The 22,068-nt window shown below is 72.2% G+C and carries 22 protein-coding genes; 14 read left to right on the top strand and 8 right to left on the bottom strand.

The genetic code is table 11. The features are described from left to right. Window positions 1-43 precede the first annotated feature (43 nt). From ABD292_RS05750 to ABD292_RS05720, 7 genes are all read left to right on the top strand, one after another. Window positions 44-1,009 carry a zinc-dependent alcohol dehydrogenase family protein gene (locus ABD292_RS05750; RefSeq protein ID WP_344205791.1) on the top strand — a complete coding sequence of 322 codons (966 nt, stop codon included), beginning with the start codon at window positions 44-46 and terminating at the stop codon, window positions 1,007-1,009. A gap of 145 nt (window positions 1,010-1,154) precedes the next feature. Further along, on the top strand, window positions 1,155-2,987 hold the full coding sequence (locus ABD292_RS05745; protein ID WP_344205790.1) for an ABC transporter substrate-binding protein: 1,833 nt from the start codon (window positions 1,155-1,157) through the stop codon (window positions 2,985-2,987). 3 nt (window positions 2,988-2,990) lie between these two features. Continuing rightward, window positions 2,991-3,998, top strand: coding sequence for an ABC transporter permease (locus ABD292_RS05740; protein ID WP_344205788.1), 1,008 nt, complete (start codon window positions 2,991-2,993; stop codon window positions 3,996-3,998). Beyond that, window positions 3,995-4,900, top strand: coding sequence for an ABC transporter permease (locus ABD292_RS05735; RefSeq protein ID WP_344205787.1), 906 nt, complete (start codon window positions 3,995-3,997; stop codon window positions 4,898-4,900). Before ABD292_RS05740 ends, ABD292_RS05735 begins: the two co-directional genes overlap by 4 nt. A 5-nt stretch (window positions 4,901-4,905) precedes the next feature. Further along, on the top strand, window positions 4,906-5,919 hold the full coding sequence (locus ABD292_RS05730) for an ABC transporter ATP-binding protein (protein ID WP_344205786.1): 1,014 nt from the start codon (window positions 4,906-4,908) through the stop codon (window positions 5,917-5,919). Continuing rightward, window positions 5,916-6,926 carry an ABC transporter ATP-binding protein gene (locus tag ABD292_RS05725; RefSeq protein ID WP_344205784.1) on the top strand — a complete coding sequence of 337 codons (1,011 nt, stop codon included), beginning with the start codon at window positions 5,916-5,918 and terminating at the stop codon, window positions 6,924-6,926. Before ABD292_RS05730 ends, ABD292_RS05725 begins: the two co-directional genes overlap by 4 nt. Then, on the top strand, window positions 6,926-7,798 hold the full coding sequence (locus ABD292_RS05720; protein ID WP_344205783.1) for a GNAT family N-acetyltransferase: 873 nt from the start codon (window positions 6,926-6,928) through the stop codon (window positions 7,796-7,798). Before ABD292_RS05725 ends, ABD292_RS05720 begins: the two co-directional genes overlap by 1 nt. 2 nt (window positions 7,799-7,800) lie before the next feature. On the opposite strand, the gene ABD292_RS05715 is transcribed toward ABD292_RS05720, so the two are convergent. Next, a complete protein-coding gene (locus tag ABD292_RS05715) occupies window positions 7,801-8,904 on the bottom strand; it encodes an exo-beta-N-acetylmuramidase NamZ family protein (RefSeq protein ID WP_344205781.1) in 1,104 nt (367 codons plus the stop codon). Window positions 8,905-8,962: 58 nt separating this feature from the next. Between ABD292_RS05715 and murQ the strand changes: the two genes are divergently transcribed. Genes murQ through ABD292_RS05700 form a run of 3 tightly spaced genes read left to right on the top strand, consistent with a single transcriptional unit; the run spans window position 8,963 to window position 11,373 of the window. Continuing rightward, window positions 8,963-9,862 (top strand): N-acetylmuramic acid 6-phosphate etherase, encoded by a 900-nt coding sequence (murQ, locus tag ABD292_RS05710; protein WP_344205779.1) that lies wholly within the window; start codon window positions 8,963-8,965, stop codon window positions 9,860-9,862. 49 nt (window positions 9,863-9,911) lie between these two features. Further along, window positions 9,912-10,958: a serine hydrolase domain-containing protein gene (locus ABD292_RS05705; protein ID WP_344205777.1), complete on the top strand. Its 1,047-nt coding sequence runs from the start codon at window positions 9,912-9,914 to the stop codon at window positions 10,956-10,958. Window positions 10,959-10,992: 34 nt separating this feature from the next. Next, entirely contained in the window at window positions 10,993-11,373 is a 381-nt protein-coding gene (locus ABD292_RS05700) for a VOC family protein (RefSeq protein ID WP_344205776.1), read from the top strand. Here the strand turns inward: ABD292_RS05700 and ABD292_RS05695 are convergent. After that, window positions 11,370-12,257 carry a TIGR03619 family F420-dependent LLM class oxidoreductase gene (locus ABD292_RS05695; protein ID WP_344205774.1) on the bottom strand — a complete coding sequence of 296 codons (888 nt, stop codon included), beginning with the start codon at window positions 12,255-12,257 and terminating at the stop codon, window positions 11,370-11,372. The genes ABD292_RS05700 and ABD292_RS05695 overlap by 4 nt on opposite strands. Window positions 12,258-12,302: 45 nt before the next feature. Here ABD292_RS05695 and ABD292_RS05690 point away from each other — a divergent pair, with 45 nt between their 5' ends. Further along, complete coding sequence (locus tag ABD292_RS05690) at window positions 12,303-13,154, top strand: phosphotransferase (RefSeq protein WP_344205772.1); 852 nt, start codon at window positions 12,303-12,305, stop codon at window positions 13,152-13,154. A 58-nt stretch (window positions 13,155-13,212) separates the two neighbouring features. Beyond that, window positions 13,213-13,470 (top strand): TFIIB-type zinc ribbon-containing protein, encoded by a 258-nt coding sequence (locus ABD292_RS05685; protein WP_344205770.1) that lies wholly within the window; start codon window positions 13,213-13,215, stop codon window positions 13,468-13,470. Between the two features lie 46 nt (window positions 13,471-13,516). On the opposite strand, the gene ABD292_RS05680 is transcribed toward ABD292_RS05685, so the two are convergent. From ABD292_RS05680 to pcp, 3 genes are all read right to left on the bottom strand, one after another. Further along, window positions 13,517-14,488 (bottom strand): hypothetical protein, encoded by a 972-nt coding sequence (locus tag ABD292_RS05680; RefSeq protein WP_344205768.1) that lies wholly within the window; start codon window positions 14,486-14,488, stop codon window positions 13,517-13,519. 53 nt (window positions 14,489-14,541) lie between these two features. Continuing rightward, window positions 14,542-16,209, bottom strand: coding sequence for an ABC-F family ATP-binding cassette domain-containing protein (locus ABD292_RS05675; protein ID WP_344205766.1), 1,668 nt, complete (start codon window positions 16,207-16,209; stop codon window positions 14,542-14,544). A 275-nt stretch (window positions 16,210-16,484) separates the two neighbouring features. Then, window positions 16,485-17,126 carry a pyroglutamyl-peptidase I gene (pcp, locus tag ABD292_RS05670; RefSeq protein WP_344205764.1) on the bottom strand — a complete coding sequence of 214 codons (642 nt, stop codon included), beginning with the start codon at window positions 17,124-17,126 and terminating at the stop codon, window positions 16,485-16,487. 122 nt (window positions 17,127-17,248) lie between these two features. Here pcp and ABD292_RS05665 point away from each other — a divergent pair, with 122 nt between their 5' ends. Both ABD292_RS05665 and ABD292_RS05660 read left to right on the top strand, forming a co-directional pair. Beyond that, entirely contained in the window at window positions 17,249-17,413 is a 165-nt protein-coding gene (locus ABD292_RS05665; protein WP_344205762.1) for a hypothetical protein, read from the top strand. A 51-nt stretch (window positions 17,414-17,464) separates the two neighbouring features. After that, window positions 17,465-19,219: an AMP-dependent synthetase/ligase gene (locus tag ABD292_RS05660; protein WP_344205761.1), complete on the top strand. Its 1,755-nt coding sequence runs from the start codon at window positions 17,465-17,467 to the stop codon at window positions 19,217-19,219. Between the two features lie 18 nt (window positions 19,220-19,237). Here the strand turns inward: ABD292_RS05660 and ABD292_RS05655 are convergent, their stop codons facing one another. From ABD292_RS05655 to meaB, 3 genes are read right to left on the bottom strand one after another with little or no spacing between them, the layout of a single operon-like run. Beyond that, entirely contained in the window at window positions 19,238-20,314 is a 1,077-nt protein-coding gene (locus ABD292_RS05655) for an acyltransferase family protein (protein WP_344205760.1), read from the bottom strand. Continuing rightward, complete coding sequence (locus ABD292_RS05650) at window positions 20,311-20,931, bottom strand: TetR/AcrR family transcriptional regulator (RefSeq protein ID WP_344205759.1); 621 nt, start codon at window positions 20,929-20,931, stop codon at window positions 20,311-20,313. The genes ABD292_RS05655 and ABD292_RS05650 overlap by 4 nt, the downstream gene beginning before the upstream one ends. 49 nt (window positions 20,932-20,980) lie before the next feature. Continuing rightward, window positions 20,981-22,009, bottom strand: coding sequence for a methylmalonyl Co-A mutase-associated GTPase MeaB (meaB, locus tag ABD292_RS05645; protein WP_344205757.1), 1,029 nt, complete (start codon window positions 22,007-22,009; stop codon window positions 20,981-20,983). Window positions 22,010-22,068 lie beyond the last annotated feature (59 nt).

Below are 22,068 nucleotides of genomic sequence, written 5' to 3'. Positions count from 1 at the left end.
ACGCGGCTTGAGGAGGTAACACCGCAGGAGGAGGTGGCGCGGCATGAGAGCGTGGGTGGTGCGCGAGCCGGGACCGATCGCGTCCGGCCCGCTGGAGCCGGTCGAGCGGGACGTCCCCGAGCCGGGCCTCGGCGAGGTGCTGGTGCGGGTGGAGGCGTGCGGCGTGTGCCGGACCGACCTGCACCTGGCCGAGGGCGACCTGCCGCCCCGCCGCCCGCGCACCACGCCCGGCCACCAGGTGGTCGGCCGGGTCGAGGGCACCGGGCGCCGGGTGGGCGTGGCGTGGCTCCGCTCGACCTGCGGCACGTGCCGCTACTGCCGCCGGGGCATGGAGAACCTGTGCCCCGCCTCCGCCTACACCGGCTGGGACGCCGACGGCGGCTTCGCCGAGTACGTGGTGGCGCCCGAGGGCTACGTCTACGACCTGCCGGACGACGTGCCCGCCGAGCGGCTGGCGCCGCTGCTGTGCGCCGGGATCATCGGCTACCGGGCGCTGGCCCGCTGCGACCTGCCGCCGGGCGGGCGGCTCGGCATCTACGGCTTCGGCGCCTCGGCGCACCTGACCGCGCAGGCGGCGATCGCGCGGGGCGCGACCGTGCACGCGGTGACCAGGTCGGCGGCCTCGCGCCGGCTGGCGCTGGAGCTGGGCGCGGCCTCGGCGGGCGACCGGCCGCCCGAGCCGCTGGACGCGGCCATCCTGTTCGCGCCGGTGGGCGACCTCGTGCCGCCGGCGCTGGAGGCGCTGGACCGGGGCGGCACGCTGGCGATCGCCGGGATCCATCTGACCGACATCCCGTCGCTGAACTACGAGCGGCATCTGTTCCAGGAGCGCACGGTGCGCAGCGTGACGGCCAACACGCGGGCCGACGGGCGGGCGTATCTGGAGCTGGCGACGGCGCACCCGCCGCGGGTCTCGGCGGTGCCCTATCCCCTGGAGGCGGCCGGCCGGGCGCTGGCGGATCTGGCGAACGACCAGGTCAACGGCGCGGCGGTGCTGGTCGTCCCGTAAAGCTTTACTTGATGGCGCTTAGCGTCACTCTGTACAGTGATGAAGGAAAGTTACATTAACCTCACAGTCTCTGGAGATTATTGACGCTTTCCGGAGGCGACCGTAGGGTCCGGTCAATCCCTTGAGACATCCCCCGGAGCGGCAAATGAAGCGACTGGCAGCGGTAGTGACGTTGCTGGGCCTTGCCGCCGCGACAGCGGCGTGCAGCGGTGGTTCGACCAACAAGTCCGGCGACGCGGCGGGCGGTGGCGGTGGCCTGTTCACCACCATCGACGTCAACCGGCCGGGCCTGGAGGCATCCGCCCCGGCCAACCCGTACAACCCCAAAGGCAACTCCTTCCCGGGCTACAGCTCCATGAAGCTCGGCTGGGTCAAGAACCACCTCACCGATCCCAACCAGGCTCTCCCCGGCATCGCGGCCAGCTGGGAGATCGCCCCTGACAACTCCGCGATCACGCTGAAGCTGCAGCCGAACGCCAAGTGGTCCGACGGCAAGCCCGTCACCGCCGACGACGTGAAGATGTCCATCGGCATCGCCTACACGCAGGGCAGCACGGCCTTCTCCGTCACCCCCGGCGCCGCGGGCGCGGCCGCCGAGGTCACCGTGGTCGACCCGCAGACCGTGAAGATCACGCAGGACATGGCCAACCCCAGTCCGAAGTTCGCGCGCGGCGTGCTCGACACCACCGTACTGCCCGCCCACGTGTGGAGCAGCGTGCTGCCGGCCGACTTCTGGGACAAGCTGAAGGCCGCCCGCGGCGAGGGCGCCGACGCCGAGAAGGCCCGCGAGGAGATCACCGGCCTGGGCGAGAAGATCATCGCCTTCGCGCCGGAGAAGGACGTCTCCGCCGGCCCGTTCGTGCTGGAGCGGGTGAACCCGTCCGAGGCGCTGCTGGTCAAGAACAAGTACTTCTACAACGCCGCGAACGTGGCCCCCGCGCAGGTGAAGTTCCTCAACTACACCGGCAACGAGCAGATCTGGAACTACCTCATCGCCGGCAAGCTCGACCACGCCGGCTTCACCGCCGCGCCGACCGACGTGATGAACCGGATCAAGTCGGCCAACGGCAACGAGGTCATCAAGGGCTACTCGCCGGTCGCGGTGAGCATGGCCTTCAACCAGACCAAGAAGCCGTACGACAACGTCCACGTGCGCCGCGGCCTCGCCTACCTCATCGACCGCGAGCAGGTCACGCAGGTCGCCTCGCCCGAGGGCGGCACCGCGGCCGTCACGACGAGCGGCATCCACCAGAAGGCCGCCCAGGCCTGGATCCCGGACACGCTGCCGTCGCTGGAGCCGTACAAGGTGGACGTGGCCAAGGCCGAGGAGGAGTTCAAGCAGGCCGGCCTGGTCAAGAAGGACGGCAAGTGGGCGCTGGCCGACGGCTCGGCGTGGAAGGTCTCCATGCACGCGCCCGCCGGCTTCTCCGACTGGCTGTCGGCGCAGGAGAACATCAAGAGCCAGCTCGTCAAGGCCGGCGTGGACGCCGAGGTCGTGACGACCGCCGACTACCCGCTCTACCTGGAGGAGCTGGCCGCCGGCAAGTACGACGTCGGCTTCTGGCTGATGGCGCTCGGCCCCGCGCCGTACGACATCTTCCAGCGCCTCTACGGCGCCTCCAACGGCTGGGCGAACGTGGCCGGCAAGGTGCAGCACTCCGCGCCCGGCAAGAACGGCAACTGGATGGGCGGCCCCGAGGAGATCGAGGTCGACGGCGAGAAGATCAACCCCGGTGAGCTGACCGCCAAGCTGAACTCCTCCGACGAGCAGGCCGCCAAGCCGATCATGGCCCAGCTCGCCAAGGCCGCCAACCAGGACCTCCCGGTCATCCAGCTCTGGGACTACGTCAACACCCAGTTCGTCAACAACAGCCGCTTCACCGGCTGGCCGCACGACGACTCCATCCTGCGGATGGGCACCGGTGTCCTGCCCTCGGGCGTGTGGATCCAGCAAGGTCTGATCAAGGCGAAGCAGTAGCCTATGACGCTCATCGCACGGCGACTCGCGGGCCACCTGGCCCGCGGGTTCGTCATGATCCTCGTAGTCGCGACGATCAGCTTCTTCATCGTCAACAACATCCCGGGCGACCCGATGGCCGCCCGGTACGAGAAGCTGATCGAAGGCGGCATGGCCCCCGAGGCCGCCCGGCAGGCGGTCAAGGTGCTCTACGGCTTCCAGCCCGACGGCAGCCTGTGGCAGCAGTACACCGACTTCATGGCCGGGTTGTTCCGGCTCGATCTCGGCGTCTCGGTCAGCAGGCCCGGCACCCCGGTGCTCGACGTGCTGACCGACGCGGCCAAGTGGACCGTTCTACCGGTGCTGGCCGGCACGCTGCTGAGCTTCCTCGTCGGGATCATCCTCGGCGTGTACGCCGCCGTCAAGCGCAGCGGCAAGCTCGGCGACGCTCTGTCCATCTCGGGCTCGCTGCTCCACGGCGTCCCGCAGTACGTGCTGGCGCTGCTGGTCGTGATGATCTTCTCGACGCTCCTCGGGGTCCTGCCCGCGGACGGCTCGGTGGACATCCTGTACGAGCCCGGCTGGAACGCCGGCTACCTCGGCTCGCTCGTCGAGCACGCCCTGCTGCCGGTCCTCACCTACGCCCTGTCGGCGTACGGCGGGTGGATCCTGGCGATGAAGTCGTCGGTGGTCACCGTGCTCGGCGACGACTTCATCCTCGCGGCCGAGCTGCGCGGCATGAAGCGCTCGATCGTCTTCCGCTACATCGCGCGCAACGCGATCCTGCCGCTGTTCACCATGCTGGCCCTGTCGCTGGGCCTGCTGCTCGGCGGCGCGGTCTTCATCGAGAAGATCTTCAACTATCCCGGCCTCGGCTGGCTGCTCATCGGCGCCGTCAACGACCGGGACTACGCTCTGATGGGCGGCGCGTTCCTGCTCATCACCGTCGGCACCATCCTCGCCAACATCGTCGCCGACCTCTTCTACACGGTCATCGACCCGCGGGTGCGCAGCGGGGAGGAGGTTTCGTGAGCGCGACGCTCATCCCCGAGACCGGATCGGCCGCCTCGACCCTGCGCCGCAACTTCTGGCGCGGCGTGTGGCGGGTGATGCGGCGCAAGCCGAGCCGCCTGGTCGGCGTGGTCATCCTGGCCGGGTTCGTCGTCATGGCGGTCGTCGGGCCGATGCTGCTGCCCGACCCGCTGCCCAACGATCCGGCCGCGATCACGCAGCCGCCGAGCTGGGAGCACTGGCTCGGCACCGACCCGCAGGGCCGCGACGTGCTGGCGCTGGTCATCACCGGCTCCCGGTACGTGCTGCTGACCGCCGCGATCACCGCGCTCATCACGGTGGTCGTCGGCACCTCGATCGGCCTGTTCTCCGGCTTCAAGCGGGGCCGCTGGGACACCGTGCTCATGCGGGTGACCGACATGAAGCTCACCATCCCCGGCCTGCCGCTGCTGCTGGTGCTGGCCACCGTGTGGCGCTTCGGCAGCCCGTGGCAGATGGGCCTCGTGCTCGGCCTGCTGGGCTGGGGCGGCGTGGCGCGGGCGGTGCGCTCGCAGACGCTGTCGCTGCGCGAGCGCGGCTTCATCGAGGCGGCGCGCGGGCTCGGGCTGTCCACGACGCACATCATCGGCAAGGAGCTGCTGCCGAGCATGGCGCCGTACATCGCGATGAACATGCTCATCTCGGTGACCGGCGCGGTCTACTCGCAGGTGGGCCTGTTCTTCCTGGGCGTGCTGCCGTACGAGTCGGACAACTGGGGCGTGATGCTCAACCTGGCCGTGTTCCAGGCGGGCGCGCTGATCACCCCGAACGCGCTCGGCTACCTGTTGGGGCCGCTGCTGGCGATCCTGCTGCTGACGCTGGCCATCGTGCTCGTCGTGGACGCGATGGACGAGATCTTCAACCCCCGGCTGCGCGAGGAGTAGTGAGGGTGAGCAACCAAGCGCCGGGAGTGCGCATCGACGGACTGACCGTCGTCTACAAGACCCCCGCGGGCGAGCTGCCCGCCGTCAGAGGCGTGACGCTGACGCTGGAGCCGGGCTCGATCACCGGCATCGTCGGCGAGTCCGGCTCCGGCAAGTCCACGCTGGCGCTGTCGCTGCTGAACGCGGTGCAGCCGCCCGGCAGGATCGCGGGCGGCAGCGTCGAGATCGACGGGCTCGGCGACGTCGTCGGGCTGCGCGGCGAGGAGCTGCGCAAGGCCCGCGGCAAGCACATCGGCTACGTCTTCCAGGCCGCCCAGAACTCCCTCAACCCGCTCAAGACGGTCGGCAAGCAACTGCTCGACCTCGGCCGCTCGCACGGCGTGGACGACCTGCGCGGCCTGGTGCGCGAGGCCAAGGAGCTGCTCGGCCGCATGGGGCTGGACGGCGCCCGGGTGCTCGACTCGCACCAGCACGAGCTGTCGGGCGGCATGCGCCAGCGCGTCGGCATCATGCTGGCGCTGGTGCTCAACGCCCACCTGGTGGTGCTGGACGAGCCGACGACCGCCCTCGACATGATCACGCAGGCCAACATCCTGCGGATCGTGCGCGAGGTGCACGCCGAGCGCGGGCTGACCACGCTGGTCATCACGCACGACATCGGCGTGGTGGCGGAGGTGGCCGACCGGCTGGCCGTCATGTACGGCGGCCGCCTGGTCGAGCAGGGGCCGACGCGGGAGGTGCTGGGGGCGCCGCGGCATCCGTACACGCGGGGCCTGATCCAGGCCATCCCCCGGCTGACCGGCGACATCGGCGAGGCGCGGGCGCTGCCCGGCCGGCCGCCGACGCTGGCGACCGTGCCGAAGCAGGGGTGCGTGTTCAGGGAGCGCTGCGAGCTGCGCATGGACGTGTGCGACACCGTGGACCCGGAGACCGTCGCCGACGGCCCGCGCCTGGTGGCCTGCCACGCCGTGAACAGCGCGCCGGCGTCCACGACCGTCGCGACGAAGGAGCACGCGTGATCACCGGGACCGGCGTCGTCAAGACGTTCAAGCAGCGCGGCAAGGTGCTCGGCGCCCGCGAGGTGCGGGCGCTGCGCGGCGTGGACTTCGCGATCCCGAAGGGCGGGGCGGCCTCGTTCATCGGGGAGTCCGGCTGCGGCAAGACCACGCTGGGGCGCATCATCGCGGGGCTGGAGAGCTACGACGAGGGCGAGATCGTCATCGGCGACGTGCCGATGACGCCGCTGCGGCCCAAGCAGCGCCAGCCGCACTTCCGCAAGATCCAGATGATCCACCAGGACCCGTACTCGGCGCTCAACCCGACCCGGACCATCCACCAGACGCTGTACGCCCCGCTGAGCCTGCGCGCCAAGCAGACCGGCCGGTCGGCGGCGTGGATCGAGGAGCGGGCGGCCGAGGTGCTCTCGCTGGTCGGCCTGGACCCCGGCACGGTGCTGGCGCGCTACCCGCACCAGCTCTCGGGCGGCATGCGGCAGCGGGTGGTCATCGCGCGGGCCCTCACGGTGGACCCGGAGATGCTGGTGGCCGACGAGGCGGTCTCGATGATCGACGTCTCGCTCCGGCTCGGCATCCTGGCGCTGCTGAAGGACCTGCGCGAGCGGCTCGGCGTCAGCGTGCTGTTCATCACGCACGACGTCGCCACCGCCCGCTACATCGGCGACGACGGCGAGCTGTACGTGATCTACCGCGGGCAGGTCGTCGAGCGCGGCCCCGTGGACACGGTGATCGCCGATCCGGTGCACCCGTACACGCAGTCGCTGCTGTCGGCCATCCCGGTGCTGCACGGCCTGGAGCGGCCCGGCGAGGAGCCGGTGACGCCGCTGTCGTCGCTGGACGAGAGCCAGTCCGACGAGGGCTGCCTGTTCGCCCGCCGATGCCCGTTCCAGGGCGAGCGGTGCGCCGACGAGCGGCCGCTGCTGCGGATCACCGAGGGGATCCCGCAGGAGCACGCGTGCTATTACCCCGAGCGGCGCAGCGTGATCGCGCGCCCGATGAGTGAGGTGTGATGGCCTTCGAGGCGCGGCCGATCGCGGACGCGGCGGAGCTGGCGGAGGCGGCCGGGATCGCCGCGGACGCGCTGACCTGCGACCCCGGGGAGGGGGCCGCGCTGGTCCGGCGGCTGGCCGCGCCGCCGCCCGGCCGGACGTGGACCGCGCTGGCCGTGGACGGCGGCGTGGTGATGACGTCCCTGTCGGAGAAGGACCCGGGGACCGGGCATCTCGACCTGCTCTCCGTGCACCCGTCGGCGCGCGGCGAGGGCCGTGGCCGGGCGCTGGTGCTGGCGGCCGAGGAGTGGCTGCGCGAGCGGGGCGCGCGGGAGGCCCGCTGGGCCGGCAACCCGCCCTGCTACGCCTGGCCCGGCATCGACGTGCGCTACACCGCCGCGGCCTGCCTGGCCGAGAGCCTCGGCTACGAGCGCTACCACGTGGCCTGGAACATGACGGCCGACCTGGGCGGCGGCGACCTGTCGGTCGAGGACGACCTGGTCCGGCTGGAGCAGGCCGGGGTGGCCGTGCGCGCGGCCGGCGGGGACGAGCGGGAGCGGGTGGCGGCGTTCGTCGCCGGCCACTGGAACGAGCGGTGGGCCTGGGAGGCGGCCAACGCCACCGGGCTGCACTTCGCCGAGCGCGACGGGGAGATCCTCGCGTTCGCCGCGTGGGGGGCGCGGCCGTCCTGGTTCGGGCCGATGGGCACCGCGCCGGCCGCGCGGGGGCTCGGGCTGGGCCGGGTGCTGCTCCGCAGGTGCCTGGCCGAGCAGCGGGCCGCGGGGCAGGCGGACGCCCAGATCGGGTGGGTCGGGCCGTTGCGGTTCTACTCGCGGGCCGTGGGCGCGCGGGCGGAGCGGGTCTTCTGGCTCTACCGGCGCGCCCTGGCGTGATGTCAGCCGTAGAGCAGCGGTCCCGAAGGGGTTCCCGGCGGCGGGCACAGCTCGCGCGGGTCTTCACCGGCCTCCAGCCGCCGGGTCAGCTCACCGGACCCCCACAGGTGGTCCAGGCCCGGCAGCAGGCGCAGATCGTCCGGGTAGAGGGTGCGGGCCACGTGCAGCATCGACACCCCGGTCAGCACCGGGCGGAACGCCTCGCGGTCGTGCACGTGGAGCTGGACGCCGCGGACGGGCGTGCCGGCGTGCTTGTGGAAGGTGGGGGTGAAGCGGACGTCCCGGAAACGCACCCCCGGCAGGCCGAGCGCGTCGAGCGCCGGGGCGAACCGGCCGTCCACGTAGGGGGCGCCGATCAGCTCGAACGGCCGGGTGGTGCCACGGCCCTCGGAGAAGTTCGTGCCCTCGAACAGGCAGGTGCCCGGGTAGACGAGGGCGGTGTCGGGGGTCGGCATGTTGACCGAGGGCATCACCCAGGGCAGCCCGGTCTCCTCCCAGGGCGTGTCGCGCCGCCAGCCGGTCATCTCCACGACGGTCAGGTCCGCGTCGAAGCCGAACCGCCCGGCCAACTCGCCCGCCGTCAGCGCGTGCCGCACGGGGATGGGGTGGCGGCCGACGAAGCTGGCGTACGCGGGGTCGAGCAGGGGGCCCTCGGCGACCGTGCCGCCGAGCGGGTTGGGCCGGTCCAGCACCACGAACCGCAGGCCCAGCCGGGACGCCGAGGCGAGCAGGTCGTACATCGTCCACACGTAGGTGTAGAAACGGCTGCCCACGTCGGCGATGTCGAAGACGAGCGTGTCCACGCCGGCGGCGGCGACCGCCGCGTCCAGCTCCTCGCCGGCCAGCTTGTACGTGTTGTGCACCGGCAGCCCGGTCCGCTCGTCCACGCCGTCGGCCTCGCCCCCGTCGGCCTGGGCGGTCCCGTGCAGGCCGTGTTCGGGGCCGAACAGGGCGGTCACCGGCGCCCCGGCGGCCAGCAGCGCCTCCGCCGTGGGGGTCAGGTCGGGCAGCACGCCGGTGGGGTTCGTGACGAGGCCGAGGCGGGTACCTCCCGCGAGCGCGGGATCGTTGGCCAGCCGTTCGGCTCCGGTACGCACAAGAGTCATGGAGCCATTGTGCTGAAAGATATTTACAAGAGGGAAGATAAGGGTGGAAATTAGCGTCATGATTGATCCGCTACCCGAGCTGTCCACCGAGCAGAGCGACCCCCGCTACAGCCAGATCGACCGGCTGCCGACGGAGCAGATCGCCCGACTGATGAACCAGGCCGACGCCGCCGTGCCCGCGGCCGTCGCGGTGGCCATCCCGGCGATCTCGGGAGCCATCGACGCGATCTCCGCCCGCATGTCGCAGGGCGGCCGGCTCCTCTACGTGGGCGCCGGCACGTCGGGACGCCTGGCCGTGCTGGACGCCAGCGAGTGCCCGCCCACGTTCGGCACCGACCCGTCGCTGGTCCAGGGCGTCATCGCGGGCGGCCCCGACGCGCTGACCCGGTCCGTCGAGGGGGCGGAGGACGACGCCGAGGCGGGCGCCGCCGCCATGAGGGACCTCGACGTGAGCGCGCTGGACTCGGTGGTCGGCGTGTCCGCGAGCGGGCGGGCCCCTTTCGTGCTGGGCGCGCTGACGGAGGCGGCCGTGCGCGGCGCGCTCACGGTGGGCCTGTCGTGCAACGAGGGCGCGCCGCTGTCGGCCGCCGCCCAGCACGGCATCGAGGTGGTCGTGGGGCCTGAGGTGGTGACCGGCTCGACACGCCTGAAGGCCGGCACGGCCCAGAAGCTCGTGCTCAACATGATCTCGACGATCAGCATGGTGAAGCTCGGCAAGACGTACGGCAACCAGATGGTCGAGATGTCGGCGATGAACTCCAAGCTGGCCGACCGGGCGCTGCGCATGGTCCGCGACATCACCGGCGCCGACCGGGAGACGGCGGGGGCGGCGCTCGACGCGGCGGGCGGGCGGACGAAGGTCGCGGTGCTCATGATCCAGCACGGCATCGACGCCGACGCGGCCCGCGCCCTGCTCGCCACGCACGGCGAGCGGCTGAGCGACGCGCTGAGCGGCTGAGCGGCTGAGCGGCGAGCTGAACGGCTGATCACGGGTGGAGGGGGCGGACATGCCGGACGGGCTTGCGGCGATCCTCGCGGGGGCGGTGCCGCGGGTCTGCCCGGCGGCCGTGGCGATGATCGCCGTGGACGGCGACGTCGCCGCCACGGCCGCCACGGGCGAGCTGGTGCGCTACACCGGCGCGGACGGCGCGCTGGCCGCCGAGCGCCCGCCGGTGCGGCACGACTCGATCTTCGACCTGGCCTCGGTCAGCAAGCTGTTCACCACGGTCGTGCTGCTCTCGCTGGCCGAGGAGGGCCGGCTGGCGCTGGACGAGCCGGCCGCCGCGCTGGTCCCCGGCCTCGACGCCGGGATCACCCCGCGCCGGCTGCTCACGCACACCGCGGGCCTGCCGCCCGGCCGCCGCATCGACAGGGAACTCCCGGACGCCACCGCCGCCGAACGCATGGCGGCGATGTGGCGCACGCCGCCCGCCCATCCGGTCGGCGGCCCCTACCTCTACAGCGACGTCGGCATGATCATGGCGGGCGGGCTCGCCGAGCTGGCCGGGGGCGCGCCGCTCGACGTGCTCGTCCGCGAGCGCGTCACCGGCGTGCTCGGCCTGGCCGACACCGGGTACGGACCCCGCGACCCCGCCCGCGTCGCCGCCACCGAGTGCAAGGCCGGGCGTCCCGGCGCCGGCTGCGTACGCGGCGAGGTGCACGACGAGACCGCCTGGGCCCTCGGCGGCGTCACCGGCCACGCCGGGGTGTTCGCCACGGCCGCCGACCTGCTGGCCTTCGGCGAGACGCTGCGGCGCGGCGGCGGCCCGGTGCTGCGGCCGGAGAGCGTGGCCGAGCTGACCCGCGACCAGGGCGCGACGGGCGCGCCCTTCCGCCACGGGCTCGGCGTGCGCCTCGGCGACCCGGCCATCGTCGGGCCGCTGACCGGCGCCTACGGCCACTCGGGCTTCACCGGCACGTCCCTCGTCGTGGACCCGGTCCGCCGGCTCACCGTGGTGCTGCTCACCAACGCCGTCCACCCCGTACGAGGCCGCGACGGCATCCGCGAGCTGCGCCACGCCGTCGCCGCCGAAGCCCTGCGCCTGGCCGGCTGACCGTTCTGCCGCTTCTGCGCATAGCGTGGAAGTCATGGCAGTGCAGCTGAACCACACCATCGTCGCGGCCCGCGACCGGGACGCGACCGCCGCCTTCCTCACCGAGATCCTCGGGCTGGAGCCCGCGCCCGTCTACGGCCCCTTCCGGGTCGTCTCGCTCGGCAACGGCGTCTCGCTGGACGTGGCCCAGGCCGACGGGCCGGTGACCGCCCAGCACTACGCGTTCCTGGTGAGCGAGGAGGAGTTCGACCAGATCTGGGGGCGTATCAAGGAGCGGGGGCTGACGTACTGGGCCGATCCGTTCCACCGGCGGCCCGGCGAGATCAACACCAACGACGGCGGGCGCGGCCTCTACTGGTCCGATCCCGACGGGCACAACCTGGAGATCATCACCGTCCCGTACGGCGGGGGCTAGGGAGCCAGCGCCTCCAGGGCCTCCTCGGCGCGGCGCGCGGCCTCCCCGGCGTCGAGGCCGACGAACTCCTGGTCGAAGCTGAGGTCGTGGAAGACGTCGGTCACGCCTGCCTCGGCGAGCGCGTCCACGTCGGCCCGGATCTTGTCGTACGGGCCGGTCAGCGGCCGCTCGCCGGGCTCGGGCCTGACCCGCGTGACGCCACGGCAGACGAAGCGGAACCCGGCCGCGTCCCGCCCCGACGCGGCCAGCTCCGCCTTGATCAGCTTGATCCGCTCCGCGATGGCCGTCAGGTCCTCCCTGCTGGAGCTCACCCACCCGTCCGCCAGCCGGGCCGCCCGGCGCAGCGCCACCTCGGCCGTGCCGCCGAGCAGGATCGGCGGCGGCCCCGGCTCCGGCTTCGGGTCGAGGTGCGAGGCCGGCACGCGGTAGAACTCGCCCTCGTGCTCGACCGGGTCGTCGTTCCACGCCTTGCGCAGCACCTCGACGAACTCCTCGCCGCGCCGCCCGCGCCCCTCGAACGCCACTCCGGCCGCCGTGAACTCCTCCGGCACCCAGCCGAGCCCGATGCCCGCGATGAGCCGGCCGCCGGACAGCGTCTGCAGCGTGGCGAGCTGCTTGGCCAGCACCACGGGCTGCACGTACGCGTTGATCACGGCGACCGCGAGCCCGATCCGCCCGGTCACCCCCGACAGGTGCGCCAGCGTCACCACGGGGTCGTGCACGCTGCGGTAGGTCGGCCCCATCTCGTGCCCCACGGGGTAGAGCAGGCGCTGGAACGTCCAGAGGTCGTGGTAGCCGAGCTCCTCGGCCCGGACGGCGACCCGGCGCAGGTTGTCCGGTGTGGCCCAGGCGCCCGACTGCGGTACGGCGAAACCTATTCTCATGCTCCCAGTCTGACCGACCGGTTTGCCGCCAATAGTCTGTACCCCGTGGGTCTTGAGGAGGAGCTGGCCGAGATCGCCGCCGGCTACGGCGGCACGGGCGCGCCCGTGTTGCATCCGACGCGTACGGACGTGGTCGTGCTGCGCAGGGGCGAGGTGGTGGTCAAGGCCCACTCGGCCCGCGACGACGCGGAGGAGCTGCGCGTACGGTTACGGGCCGCCGCCTCCCCCGCGGTGAGCGCGGTCATGCTGGCTCCGCTCGACCCCGAGGTGCTGACGGTCGCCGGGCGCGCGGTCACGGTGTGGCCCGCCGGGCGGCCCGTCCGTCAGGACGACCTCGACCACGCGCCCTGGGAGGAGGGGGCGAGGCTGCTGGCCGCGCTGCACGCCGTGCCGCTCACGCTGATGCCCGCCCTGCCCCCTGCGGGAGGGCCCGCGCGGGCCGCCCGCGCCGTCGGCAGGATGAGCGGCGACGGCCCGGTGGAGGCGCTGATCCGGCGGACGTTCAAGGAGCTGCCCGCGCCTCCGCCCACCCCAGGGCTGCTCACGCACGGCGACTGGCATCTCGGGCAGCTCGTCCGCCGCGACCGCTGGCTGCTCATCGACGTCGACGACCTGGGCGTCGGCGACCCGGCCTGGGACCTGGCCCGGCCGGCCGCCTGGTACGCCGCCGGGCTGCTCGACCCCGCCGTGTGGCAGCGGTTCCTGGGCGCCTACCTGGCCGCGGGCGGGCCCGCCCTGGGCGGCGGCGACCCGTGGGCGCGGCTGGACGTCCCGGCGCGGGCGCTGACCGTGCAACTGGCCGCCGTGGCCGTGGTCAATGCCGGGCGCGAGGGCCGGGAACTCGACGACGTCGAGCATTCGTTGATCGAGGCGTGCAACCGAATCGTCAGAGCGTAGGCGGGTTGCGCGCGGTAGGTTTCATCCTGGAACCTGAAAGCCAAGGAGAGCGACTTCGATGCAGTGCCCCAAGTGCCGCGGGAACATGCGGACCTATGAGCGCAACGGCGTCCACATCGAGCAGTGCGACAACTGCCGCGGGATCTTCCTCGACTACGGCGAGCTGGAGACCCTGACCAGGATGGAGTCGCAGTACCACGCGGCTCCCCCGCCGCCGCCCGCCCCCGGCCCGGCCTGGGGCGCGCCGCACGGCGGCTACCATCACGGCCACCACCGCCACCAGCGCAGCTGGGTGGGCATGCTGTTCTCCACCTGATCGTGCGCGGGCCGCGTCCTCCTGGCGAGGGCGCGGCCCCTGGCCGTCAGCCGGGGAAGGACTCCGGGTCGACCGGGGCGGTTCGGGCGTTGCCGCCCGTGATGGCGTGCAGCGTGACGCGCCAGTCGTGCCAGCGGATCTGCGTGGCCGTGACCGTCGTCTTGAACGTCACCGACTTCTGGAACCTCTCGAAGCTGCACTCCCGGGTGAACGCCTTGTTGCGGCCGTCCCAGTCCACGCCGTGCGTGAAGTAGATCTTGTACGAGCCGTCGCGCACGCCCTTCACCTTGAACTTGGCCTTGCGGCGGACGTACACGCTGAACGCCTTGCTCTTGCCGCGCATCACGGTCACCACCGCGTCCCTGCCGGCGCCGTTGTCGATCTCCAGCGAGCTGCGCCCGCCGAACGATCCGTTACGGACGAACGAGCCGTTGCCGAGCCGCCGGGTCTGCTTGCGCGCCGCCTTCACGTCCACCACGTCGGCCGGGTAGTCGCCGGCCTTCTGCAGCGCCTCCCCCGCCTCGTCCAGCGCCTTGAGCTTGGCGCCGAGGTCGGCGAGCACGGCCGAGGAGGTGCACAGGGCACGCGCGCCGACCTTGCCGCTCGTGGTGCCGAGCGCGGTGACGAAGTCCCGCAGGCTGGTGACGTACGCGTCGTGCTGCGGGCGGACGTCGGCCGGTGGGACCAGCGCGGCCAGCGACTCGGCCGCGCCGGACAACGTCTCCTCGGCCTTGCTGACCCGCTGGTCGAGCGCCTTGACCCCGCGCGCCCCCGCGAGCGAGCCGATCGCGTCGGCCATCGGCTTGTGCCTGCCGTCGAGCTCGGCCTTGTACGCCTCGGGGGTGAGCGCGCTCGCGCTCGGCGCGGCCGAGGCCGAGCCGCCGGTCCCGCCGGTGCCGCCGGCCACGCCGGAGACCGTGGACGAGCCGCCTTCCGGGGTCGGCGCGGTGGAGGAACAGGCGCCGACCGTGAGGGTCGCGAGAGCGAGAACACACGAGATCAAACGGGGTGAAGCCACCTGCCACACTATCGCCCGGTTGCTCCCCGCCCGTCAATCGGAGCCCCCTCCGGTCAGGCCTCCGTCAACCCCCTCTCCCGGTCCTGGACCAGCCGCCGGGTGATGCCGATCGTCTCCAGGAACGGCAGGTCGTGGCTCGCCACGATCAGCGCGCCCCGGTAGGCCGCCAGCGCCTCGGCGAGCCGGCGGACGCTGGCCAGATCGAGATTGTTGGTCGGCTCGTCCAGCAGGAGGAGCTGCGGCGGCGGCTCGGCCGACAGCAGCGCGGCCAGCGTGGCGCGGAAGCGCTCGCCGCCCGACAGCGTGCCGACGGCCTGGGCGGCCCGCTCGCCGCGGAACAGGAAGCGCGCGAGCCGGGCGCGTACCTCGTTGACCGACGCCGAGGGCGCGACGGCCCGGACGTTGTCGATGATGCTGAGCCCGTCGTCGAGCAGGTCGAGCCGCTGCGGCAGGTAGCGGACCGGCACGTGCGCGCCCTCGCCGGCGGCGATGCGCTTGAGCAGGGTCGTCTTGCCCGAGCCGTTCCTGCCGAGCAGCGCGATCCGCTCGGGCCCGCGCACGATCAGCGCCTCCAGCGGCACGACCCGGTCCTCCACCGCGTCCTCCGCCGCCGTCTCCCCTTCTGCCACGCCCTCTTCCGCCGCGGCCCCTTCCCCCGTCTCCCCCTTCGCCGTTTCCGCGGGCGGGGTGAGCTGGAGGGACAGGACCGTGCGGCCGGACGGGACCTCGGTGCCCGGCAGCTCGATCCTGATCTCCGCGTCGCCCCGCACCGCCTGCTCGGCCTCGCCCAGCCGCTCGCGCGCCTCCTCCAGCTTCTCCTCGTGCAGGGTCCGCTGCTTGCCCGCCGTGGCCTGCGCCTTGCGCTTGAGCCCGTTGGCGACGATCTTCGGGGCCCTGTTGTTCGCGGCGGCCTTCTTGCCGGCCCTGATGTTCCTGTCGATCCTGATCCGCGCCTCGACGAGCTCGCGCTGCTGCCGCCGCACCTCGCCCTCGGCGGCGCGTACGGTCCGCAGCGCGGCCTCCTGCTCGGCGGCGGCCTGCTCCTCGTAGTCGGTGAGGTTGCCGCCGTAGAAGCGCACGCCCCCTTCGCGCAGCTCGGCGACCTGGTCGACGAGCTCCAGCAGCGCCCGGTCGTGGCTGACCACGACGAGCACCCCCGGCCAGGCGGTCACGGCGGCGTACAGCCGCTCGCGGGCGTCCAGGTCGAGGTTGTTGGTGGGCTCGTCGAGCAGCAGCACGTCGGGCCGCTTGAGCAGCTGGGCGGCGAGCGCGACCATGACGGTCTCGCCGCCGGACAGCGTGCCGACCGTGCGGTCCAGCCCGAGGTGGGCCAGGCCGAGCCGGTCGAGCTCGGCCCGCGCGCGCTCCTCGACGTCCCAGTCGTCGCCGATCGCGGTGAAGTGCTCCTCGGCGACGTCGCCGCTCTCGACGGCGTGCAGCGCGGCCCGCTTCCCGCTGATCTCCAGCAGGTCGGAGACCGTACGGGCGGCGGCGAGCGGCACGTTCTGCGGCAGGTATCCGACCTCTCCGGTGACGGTGACCGAGCCGGACCGCGGGGCCAGCTCACGAGCGATGATCTTCAGCAGGGTGGACTTGCCCGACCCGTTGACCCCGATCAGGCCGGTACGGCCGGCGGGGAAGGCGGCGTCGAGCCCGTCGAGCACCCGGGTGCCGTCCGGCCAGGCGAAGCTGACGCGGTCGACGACGATGGAAAAAGGCATAGAGGCGGCTCCCAGCACAAAAGTCGAAATCGTGCGACAAATTTCGTGACAGGCGGGAAACACCGCAGACGCGCGACACATGGAAGCCGGGGCCGAGCCCGCGACGGAGGGGCGAAGAGGATCGCCGAGAGGTCCAGGTGTGCGCACGAAAAGCCCATGACAGGGCGGAACTGCGCGGTGCCCGCGACCTCAGATCCTCACGTCAACTGCCCCCGTGGGTCGGCGATAAGACCGTTCCAGGTTAGGGGATCACCCCGAGCAGGGGCAACCACGGGTCAGTGGAGGGCGCCGCCGGTCTCCTTCAGGTCCTCGGTCGTGGTGACCGCCGCGGACACGATCGCCGTCAGCGCCTCGGCGATCGACCCGGCGGGCATCGACGGCTTGTCGCCGTCCGGGACCTGCTCGGGCAGGTAGGGCACGTGCACGAAGCCGCCGCGCCGTCCCGGCCGGCCGGACTCCAGGTGGTGCATCAGGCCGTAGAAGACGTGGTTGCAGAGGTACGTGCCCGCCGTGTGCGAGACGGACGCCGGCAGACCGGCGTCGCGGACGGCGGCCACGCACGCCTTCACCGGGAGGGTGGAGAAGTACGCCGCCGGCCCGCCCGCGACGACGGGCTCGTCGACGGGCTGGACGCCCTTGTTGTCCGGGATCCTGGCGTCGTCGAGATTGACGGCGACGCGCTCGACCGTCATGCCCGCCCTCCCACCCGCCTGCCCGACGCAGATGACGACGTCCGCGCCGGACTCCTCGACGGCCGCGCGCAGCCGCGCGATGGCGTCGTGGAAGACCACCGGCAGCAGCGCCGTGGTCAGCGACACCCCTTCCGGCGGCGCGGCCTCGGCCAGCCGCACCGCCTGCCACGACGGGTTGACGGCGGAGCCGCCGAACGGCTCGAATCCGGTGAGCAGCACGCGCATCGGGGGATTTCCTCTCGGGCAGGGGGAAGGGGCTCATCCATGATGGCCCACGTGCGGGTCACGGCCGGCGAAGCAGGTTGTAAGTGTTGAACTGAACAAGGTCCTTACCTCAGGTTGGAATCATGCACCCCGGACACCGGCACGACCCCCTCGCCCTGACCGTCGTCTCCTCCCACCGCACCTCCGACGGCGTGGTGTGCTATCTCCGCTGCGCCTGCGGCGCATGGGAGGTCCGCACCCCGGGAACGGTCGCCGCGATCCAGCCGCGGGGCCGGACCGTCGACTGATCGCGGCCTCCCGGCCTAGAGTCGGCACAACAGCACCTCTGGAGGACAGGCATGTCGAGCATCCCCGCCCTGTTACGCGACCGGATCGCGGCCACCCCCGACGCCGAGGCGTACCGCGTGCCCACCGACGACGGCTGGGAGTCGTTGACGTGGCGCGAGGTGGGCGAGCGCGTGCGCGGGCTGGCACTCGGCCTGGCGGCACTGGGAGCGGGCCCCGGCAGACGGGTGTCCATCCTGTGCTCGACCCGGCTGGAGTGGATCCTCACCGACCTCGCCGTGCTGGCGACCGGCGCCGCCACGACGACGATCTACCCGTCCAACACGTCCGCCGAGGCGGCCTTCGTCATCACCGACTCCGGCAGCACGATCGTCGTCGCCGAGAACGACGAGCAGGTGGCCAAGCTGCGCTCGGTCCGGCAGGAGCTGTCCGGCGTCACGCAGGTGATCGTCGTCGACGGCTCCCCCGGCGACGACGACTGGGTGGTGCCGCTCGGCTCGGTGACCGGCGAGGGCGACTACGACGCCATGGTGGACGCCATCACCGAGGACGACCTCGCCACCCTCATCTACACCTCCGGCACCACCGGCCGGCCCAAGGGTGTGGAGCTCACCCACGACAACTGGCTGTACGCCGCCGACGCGGTCCGGCAGCTCGGTCTCATCTCCCCCGCCGACCTGCACTTCCTCTGGCTGCCGCTGTCGCACTCGTTCGGCAAGCTGCTGGAGGTCGTGATGATCGGCATCGGCGTGCCGACCGCGATCGACGGCCGGCTCGACAAGATCGCCGACAACCTGGGGGTGGTGCGGCCGACCATCATGGCCGCCGCGCCGCGCATCTTCGAGAAGATCCACAACACCGTGGCCGCGTCCATGCGGCGCGAGGGCGGCGCGAAGCTGCGCATCTTCGAGTGGGCGCGCAGGACCGGCATCCGGGTCAGCCGGGCCCGCCAGCGCGGCGCGAGCCTGCCGCTCACCACCCGCGCCGAGTACGCGCTGGCCGACCGGCTCGTCTTCGCCAAGCTGAGGGAGCGCTTCGGCGGCCGGGTCCGCTACTTCATCTCGGGCGCGGCCCCGCTCAACACCGACATCGCCGAGTTCTTCGACGCGGCCGGCCTGACGATCCTCGAAGGCTACGGCCTGACCGAGTCGTCGGCGGGCAGCTTCCTCAACCGGCCGGACTCGCCGCGCTTCGGCACGGTGGGCCCGCCGCTGCCCGGCACCGAGGTGCGCATCGCCGACGACGGCGAGATCCTCATCGGCGGGCGCGGGATCATGCGCGGCTACCACGGCCTGCCCGAGGAGACCGCGGCGGCGCTGGAGGACGGCTGGCTGCGCACGGGCGACATCGGCGAACTGGACGAGGCCGGCCGGCTGCGCATCACCGACAGGAAGAAGGAGCTGATCAAGACCTCCGGCGGCAAGTACGTCGCGCCGACCCACCTGGAGGGCTCGATCAAGGCGGCCTGCCCGTACGTGTCGCACGTGTTCGTCCACGGCGACCGGCGCAACTACGTCACCGCCCTGGTCACGCTCGACATGGACGTGGTCGCGCCGTGGGCGGCGGCCGAGTCGCTGCCGGCCGACGCCGAGGCGCTGCGCGAGCACCCGCGCATGCGCGCGGAGATCCAGAAGGCGATCGACCAGGTCAACGCCGACCAGGCCAGCTACGCGACGGTGAAGAAGTTCGCGATCCTCGCCGAGGACTTCACCGTGGAGAGCGGCGAGCTGACCGCCAGCCTCAAGATCCGCCGCAAGATCGTCGAGGAGCGCCACGGCAAGACCCTGGACGGCTTCTACGACGGCTGAGCACGTCCCGGGGGCCGGTCACAGCACGCGATCGGCCCCCGGCAGCCGCCGGACCAGGAAGGCCAGCCCCCAGCACAGGGGCAGCGCCGGCACCAGCATGATCACGAACTTGACCGCGGCGGGCGCGGACAGCCAGCGCAGCGCCCAGCCGAGGCCGACCAGCACGAGCGGATGGACGACGTAGACGGCGTAGGCGTGCCGGGACAGGAACCGGCCGCGCGGCCCCTGCCGGTTCCACCGCTCGCGGAACCACACGGTCAGCCCGATGATCATGCCGACCGCGAAGACCGACTGCCACACGCTCATCGCGGCCGGGGCCAGCGGCCCCGTGCCGAGCGCCACCGGCATGAGCGCCACCGTGGCGACCCCGGCCGCACCGAAGCCCACGCGGGACGCGCGCACCGGCAGCGTCTCGAACCAGCCGCGCCGGTGGGCGACGCAGCCGAGCACGAACATGGCCGCGTACTGCGGCATGAAGTCCGGCGTCGGCAGCCCCAGCGCGTACGTGCCGGTGGGCACCGGGATCCGCCACACGATCGTGGCCGCCGCCAGCCCCAGCGTGAACAGCACGATCCAGCGCGGCCGCAGCGGGGCCGGGCGGGCGGGGAGCGGCGCGCGCAGCGCCCGCCAGCCGGCGTAGGCCAGCGCGAAGACGATCAGCACCTCGGCGAACCACATCGGGCCCGCGTCCAAGGTGTCGAGGTAGTGCTGCCAGTAGGGGACGTCCGGGTCCTGGAGGTAGTGGCCGAGCATTACCAGCGGTCGCAGCAGCACGACGTAGGCCAGCAGCGGGACGCCGAGCCGGAGCAGCCGGTCGACGAGGAAGCGGCCCGCGCCCTTGCGGTCGTAGGAGCCGGGGGTGAACAAGCCGGAGATGAGGAAGAAGAACCCCATGAAGAACGCCTGGTTCACGACGAGCAGGACGTCCAGCAGGAAGCCCGAGGGGTCCTGGGCGGGCTCGCTGTAGTACCAGAGCGGGATGTGGGAGTAGGTGATGGCGGCGTGGTGGACGACCACCAGCGCGGTGAGCGCGACGCGTAAGTTGTCGAGGGCGAGGATCCTGGTGCCTGTGGTGCCGGTGGCCTCGGTCTTCATGTGACACATGCCCTTTCGAGGAGGTCGGCGAGCTGGCGGGCGTGCTCGTCCAGGTCGTGCTCGGGGTGCTCGACCCAGTAGGCGAACATCGCGTCCACCGCGGCGGAGTGGGTGACGGCCATCACCCGGACGTCGAAGTCGCGGAATTCCCCGGCGGCCTGGCCGGCGCGGTAGATGTTCTCCAGGCTCCGGTAGATCTCGTCGTTGGTCCTGATGCCGAAGCGGGGCCTGCCGTCGGCGTCGCGCAGGTTGCCGAAGATCTGGCCCAGCGCCTTGAGCCCCTTGCGCTGCCCCCGCATGTAGGCGGCGACGGACAGCACGTGCGTGCGCAGCAGCTCCCTGGGCGACTCGACGCCCTGCATCGCGGCCAGGACGTGGTCGGCGATGGCGGTGTAGGTGACCACGACGACCTCGGTCATCAGCTCCTCCTTGCCGGCGAAGTGGTAGGAGATGAGCCCCTTGCTGATGCCGGCCTGCCTGGCGATGCGCGCCAGGGACGCCTGGGCGAACCCGACGTCGGCGATCACGTCGATGGCCGCGGCGACGATCTGAGCCCTCCGGGCGTCCTCGATGAACGACCGCGATTTCTGACCAGTTGGCTCATTTTCTGACCGCATGGCCAAAATCTAGCACGCGCGGTCAGGAAACGCGTGTGCGGCGTTCAGATCAGGAGGTGGCGGGGCCGCCTTCGAGGGGGCGTGAACAGGGCCGCTTGAAGACCGAGAGGAGCCGGTCGGCGGCGAGCGCCGGGGTCAGCGAGCCGTCCAGGATCTGCCGCTCCACCTCGTCCTTGATGGCGGCCACCTCGGGGTCGTCGCGCAGCTCGGCCAGCAGCCGCTCGCGGACCATCGTCCACGTCCAGCCGACCTGCTGGGCCCGGCGCCTGGCGGCCAGGTCGATCGACTCCTGGTGCGCCACGACGTGCCGCCACAGCTTCTCCAGGCCGTCGCCGGTCAGGCCGCTGCAGGTCAGCACGGGCGGCGGGGTGCTGTCGGAGCGCAGCATGCGCAGCGCGCCGGCCAGCTCCCTGGCCGCCTTCTTGGCGGGCAGCTGGTACTCGCCGTCGGCCTTGTTGACCGCGATCACGTCGGCCAGCTCCAGCACGCCCTTCTTGATGCCCTGGAGCTGGTCGCCGGTACGGGCCAGGGTGAGCAGCAGGAACGTGTCCACCATGTCGGCCACGGCGGTCTCCGACTGGCCGACGCCGACGGTCTCGACGAGCACCACGTCGAACCCGGCCGCCTCCACCACGACCATCGCCTCCCGGGTGGCCTTGGCCACGCCGCCCAGCGTCCCCGACGTGGGCGAGGGCCGGATGAAGGCCGCGGGATCGACGGACAGCCGGGACATACGGGTCTTGTCGCCGAGGATGCTGCCGCCCGTGCGGGTGGAGGACGGGTCCACGGCCAGGACGGCGACCTTGTGCCCCTCCCCGGTCAGCATCGTGCCGAACGCGTCGATGAACGTCGACTTGCCCACGCCCGGCACGCCGGACACGCCGATCCTGCGTGCGTGGCCGGTGAGCGGGGTGAGCTCGACGAGCAGTCGCTGGGCCAGGGCCATGTGGTCGGGCCTGGTGGACTCGACCAGCGTGATCGCGCGGGCGATCCACGTACGCGAGCCCGCGCGGACGCCGTCGGCGTAATCCTCCAGCGAGTGCACGCCCCGCACCCCTTTCTCCCTCTTGGTCATCATGTCTTCTGACAGATGTTGACTTTGCCAGTATGGTGCTGGGGTTCCCGTCTCAGCCGTCA

This window comes from Nonomuraea bangladeshensis, from assembly GCF_039529455.1.
GTDB lineage: Bacteria > Actinomycetota > Actinomycetes > Streptosporangiales > Streptosporangiaceae > Nonomuraea > Nonomuraea bangladeshensis.
Note: the sequence above shows the minus strand (reverse complement) of the source record. Positions and strands in the feature narration are given on the sequence as shown.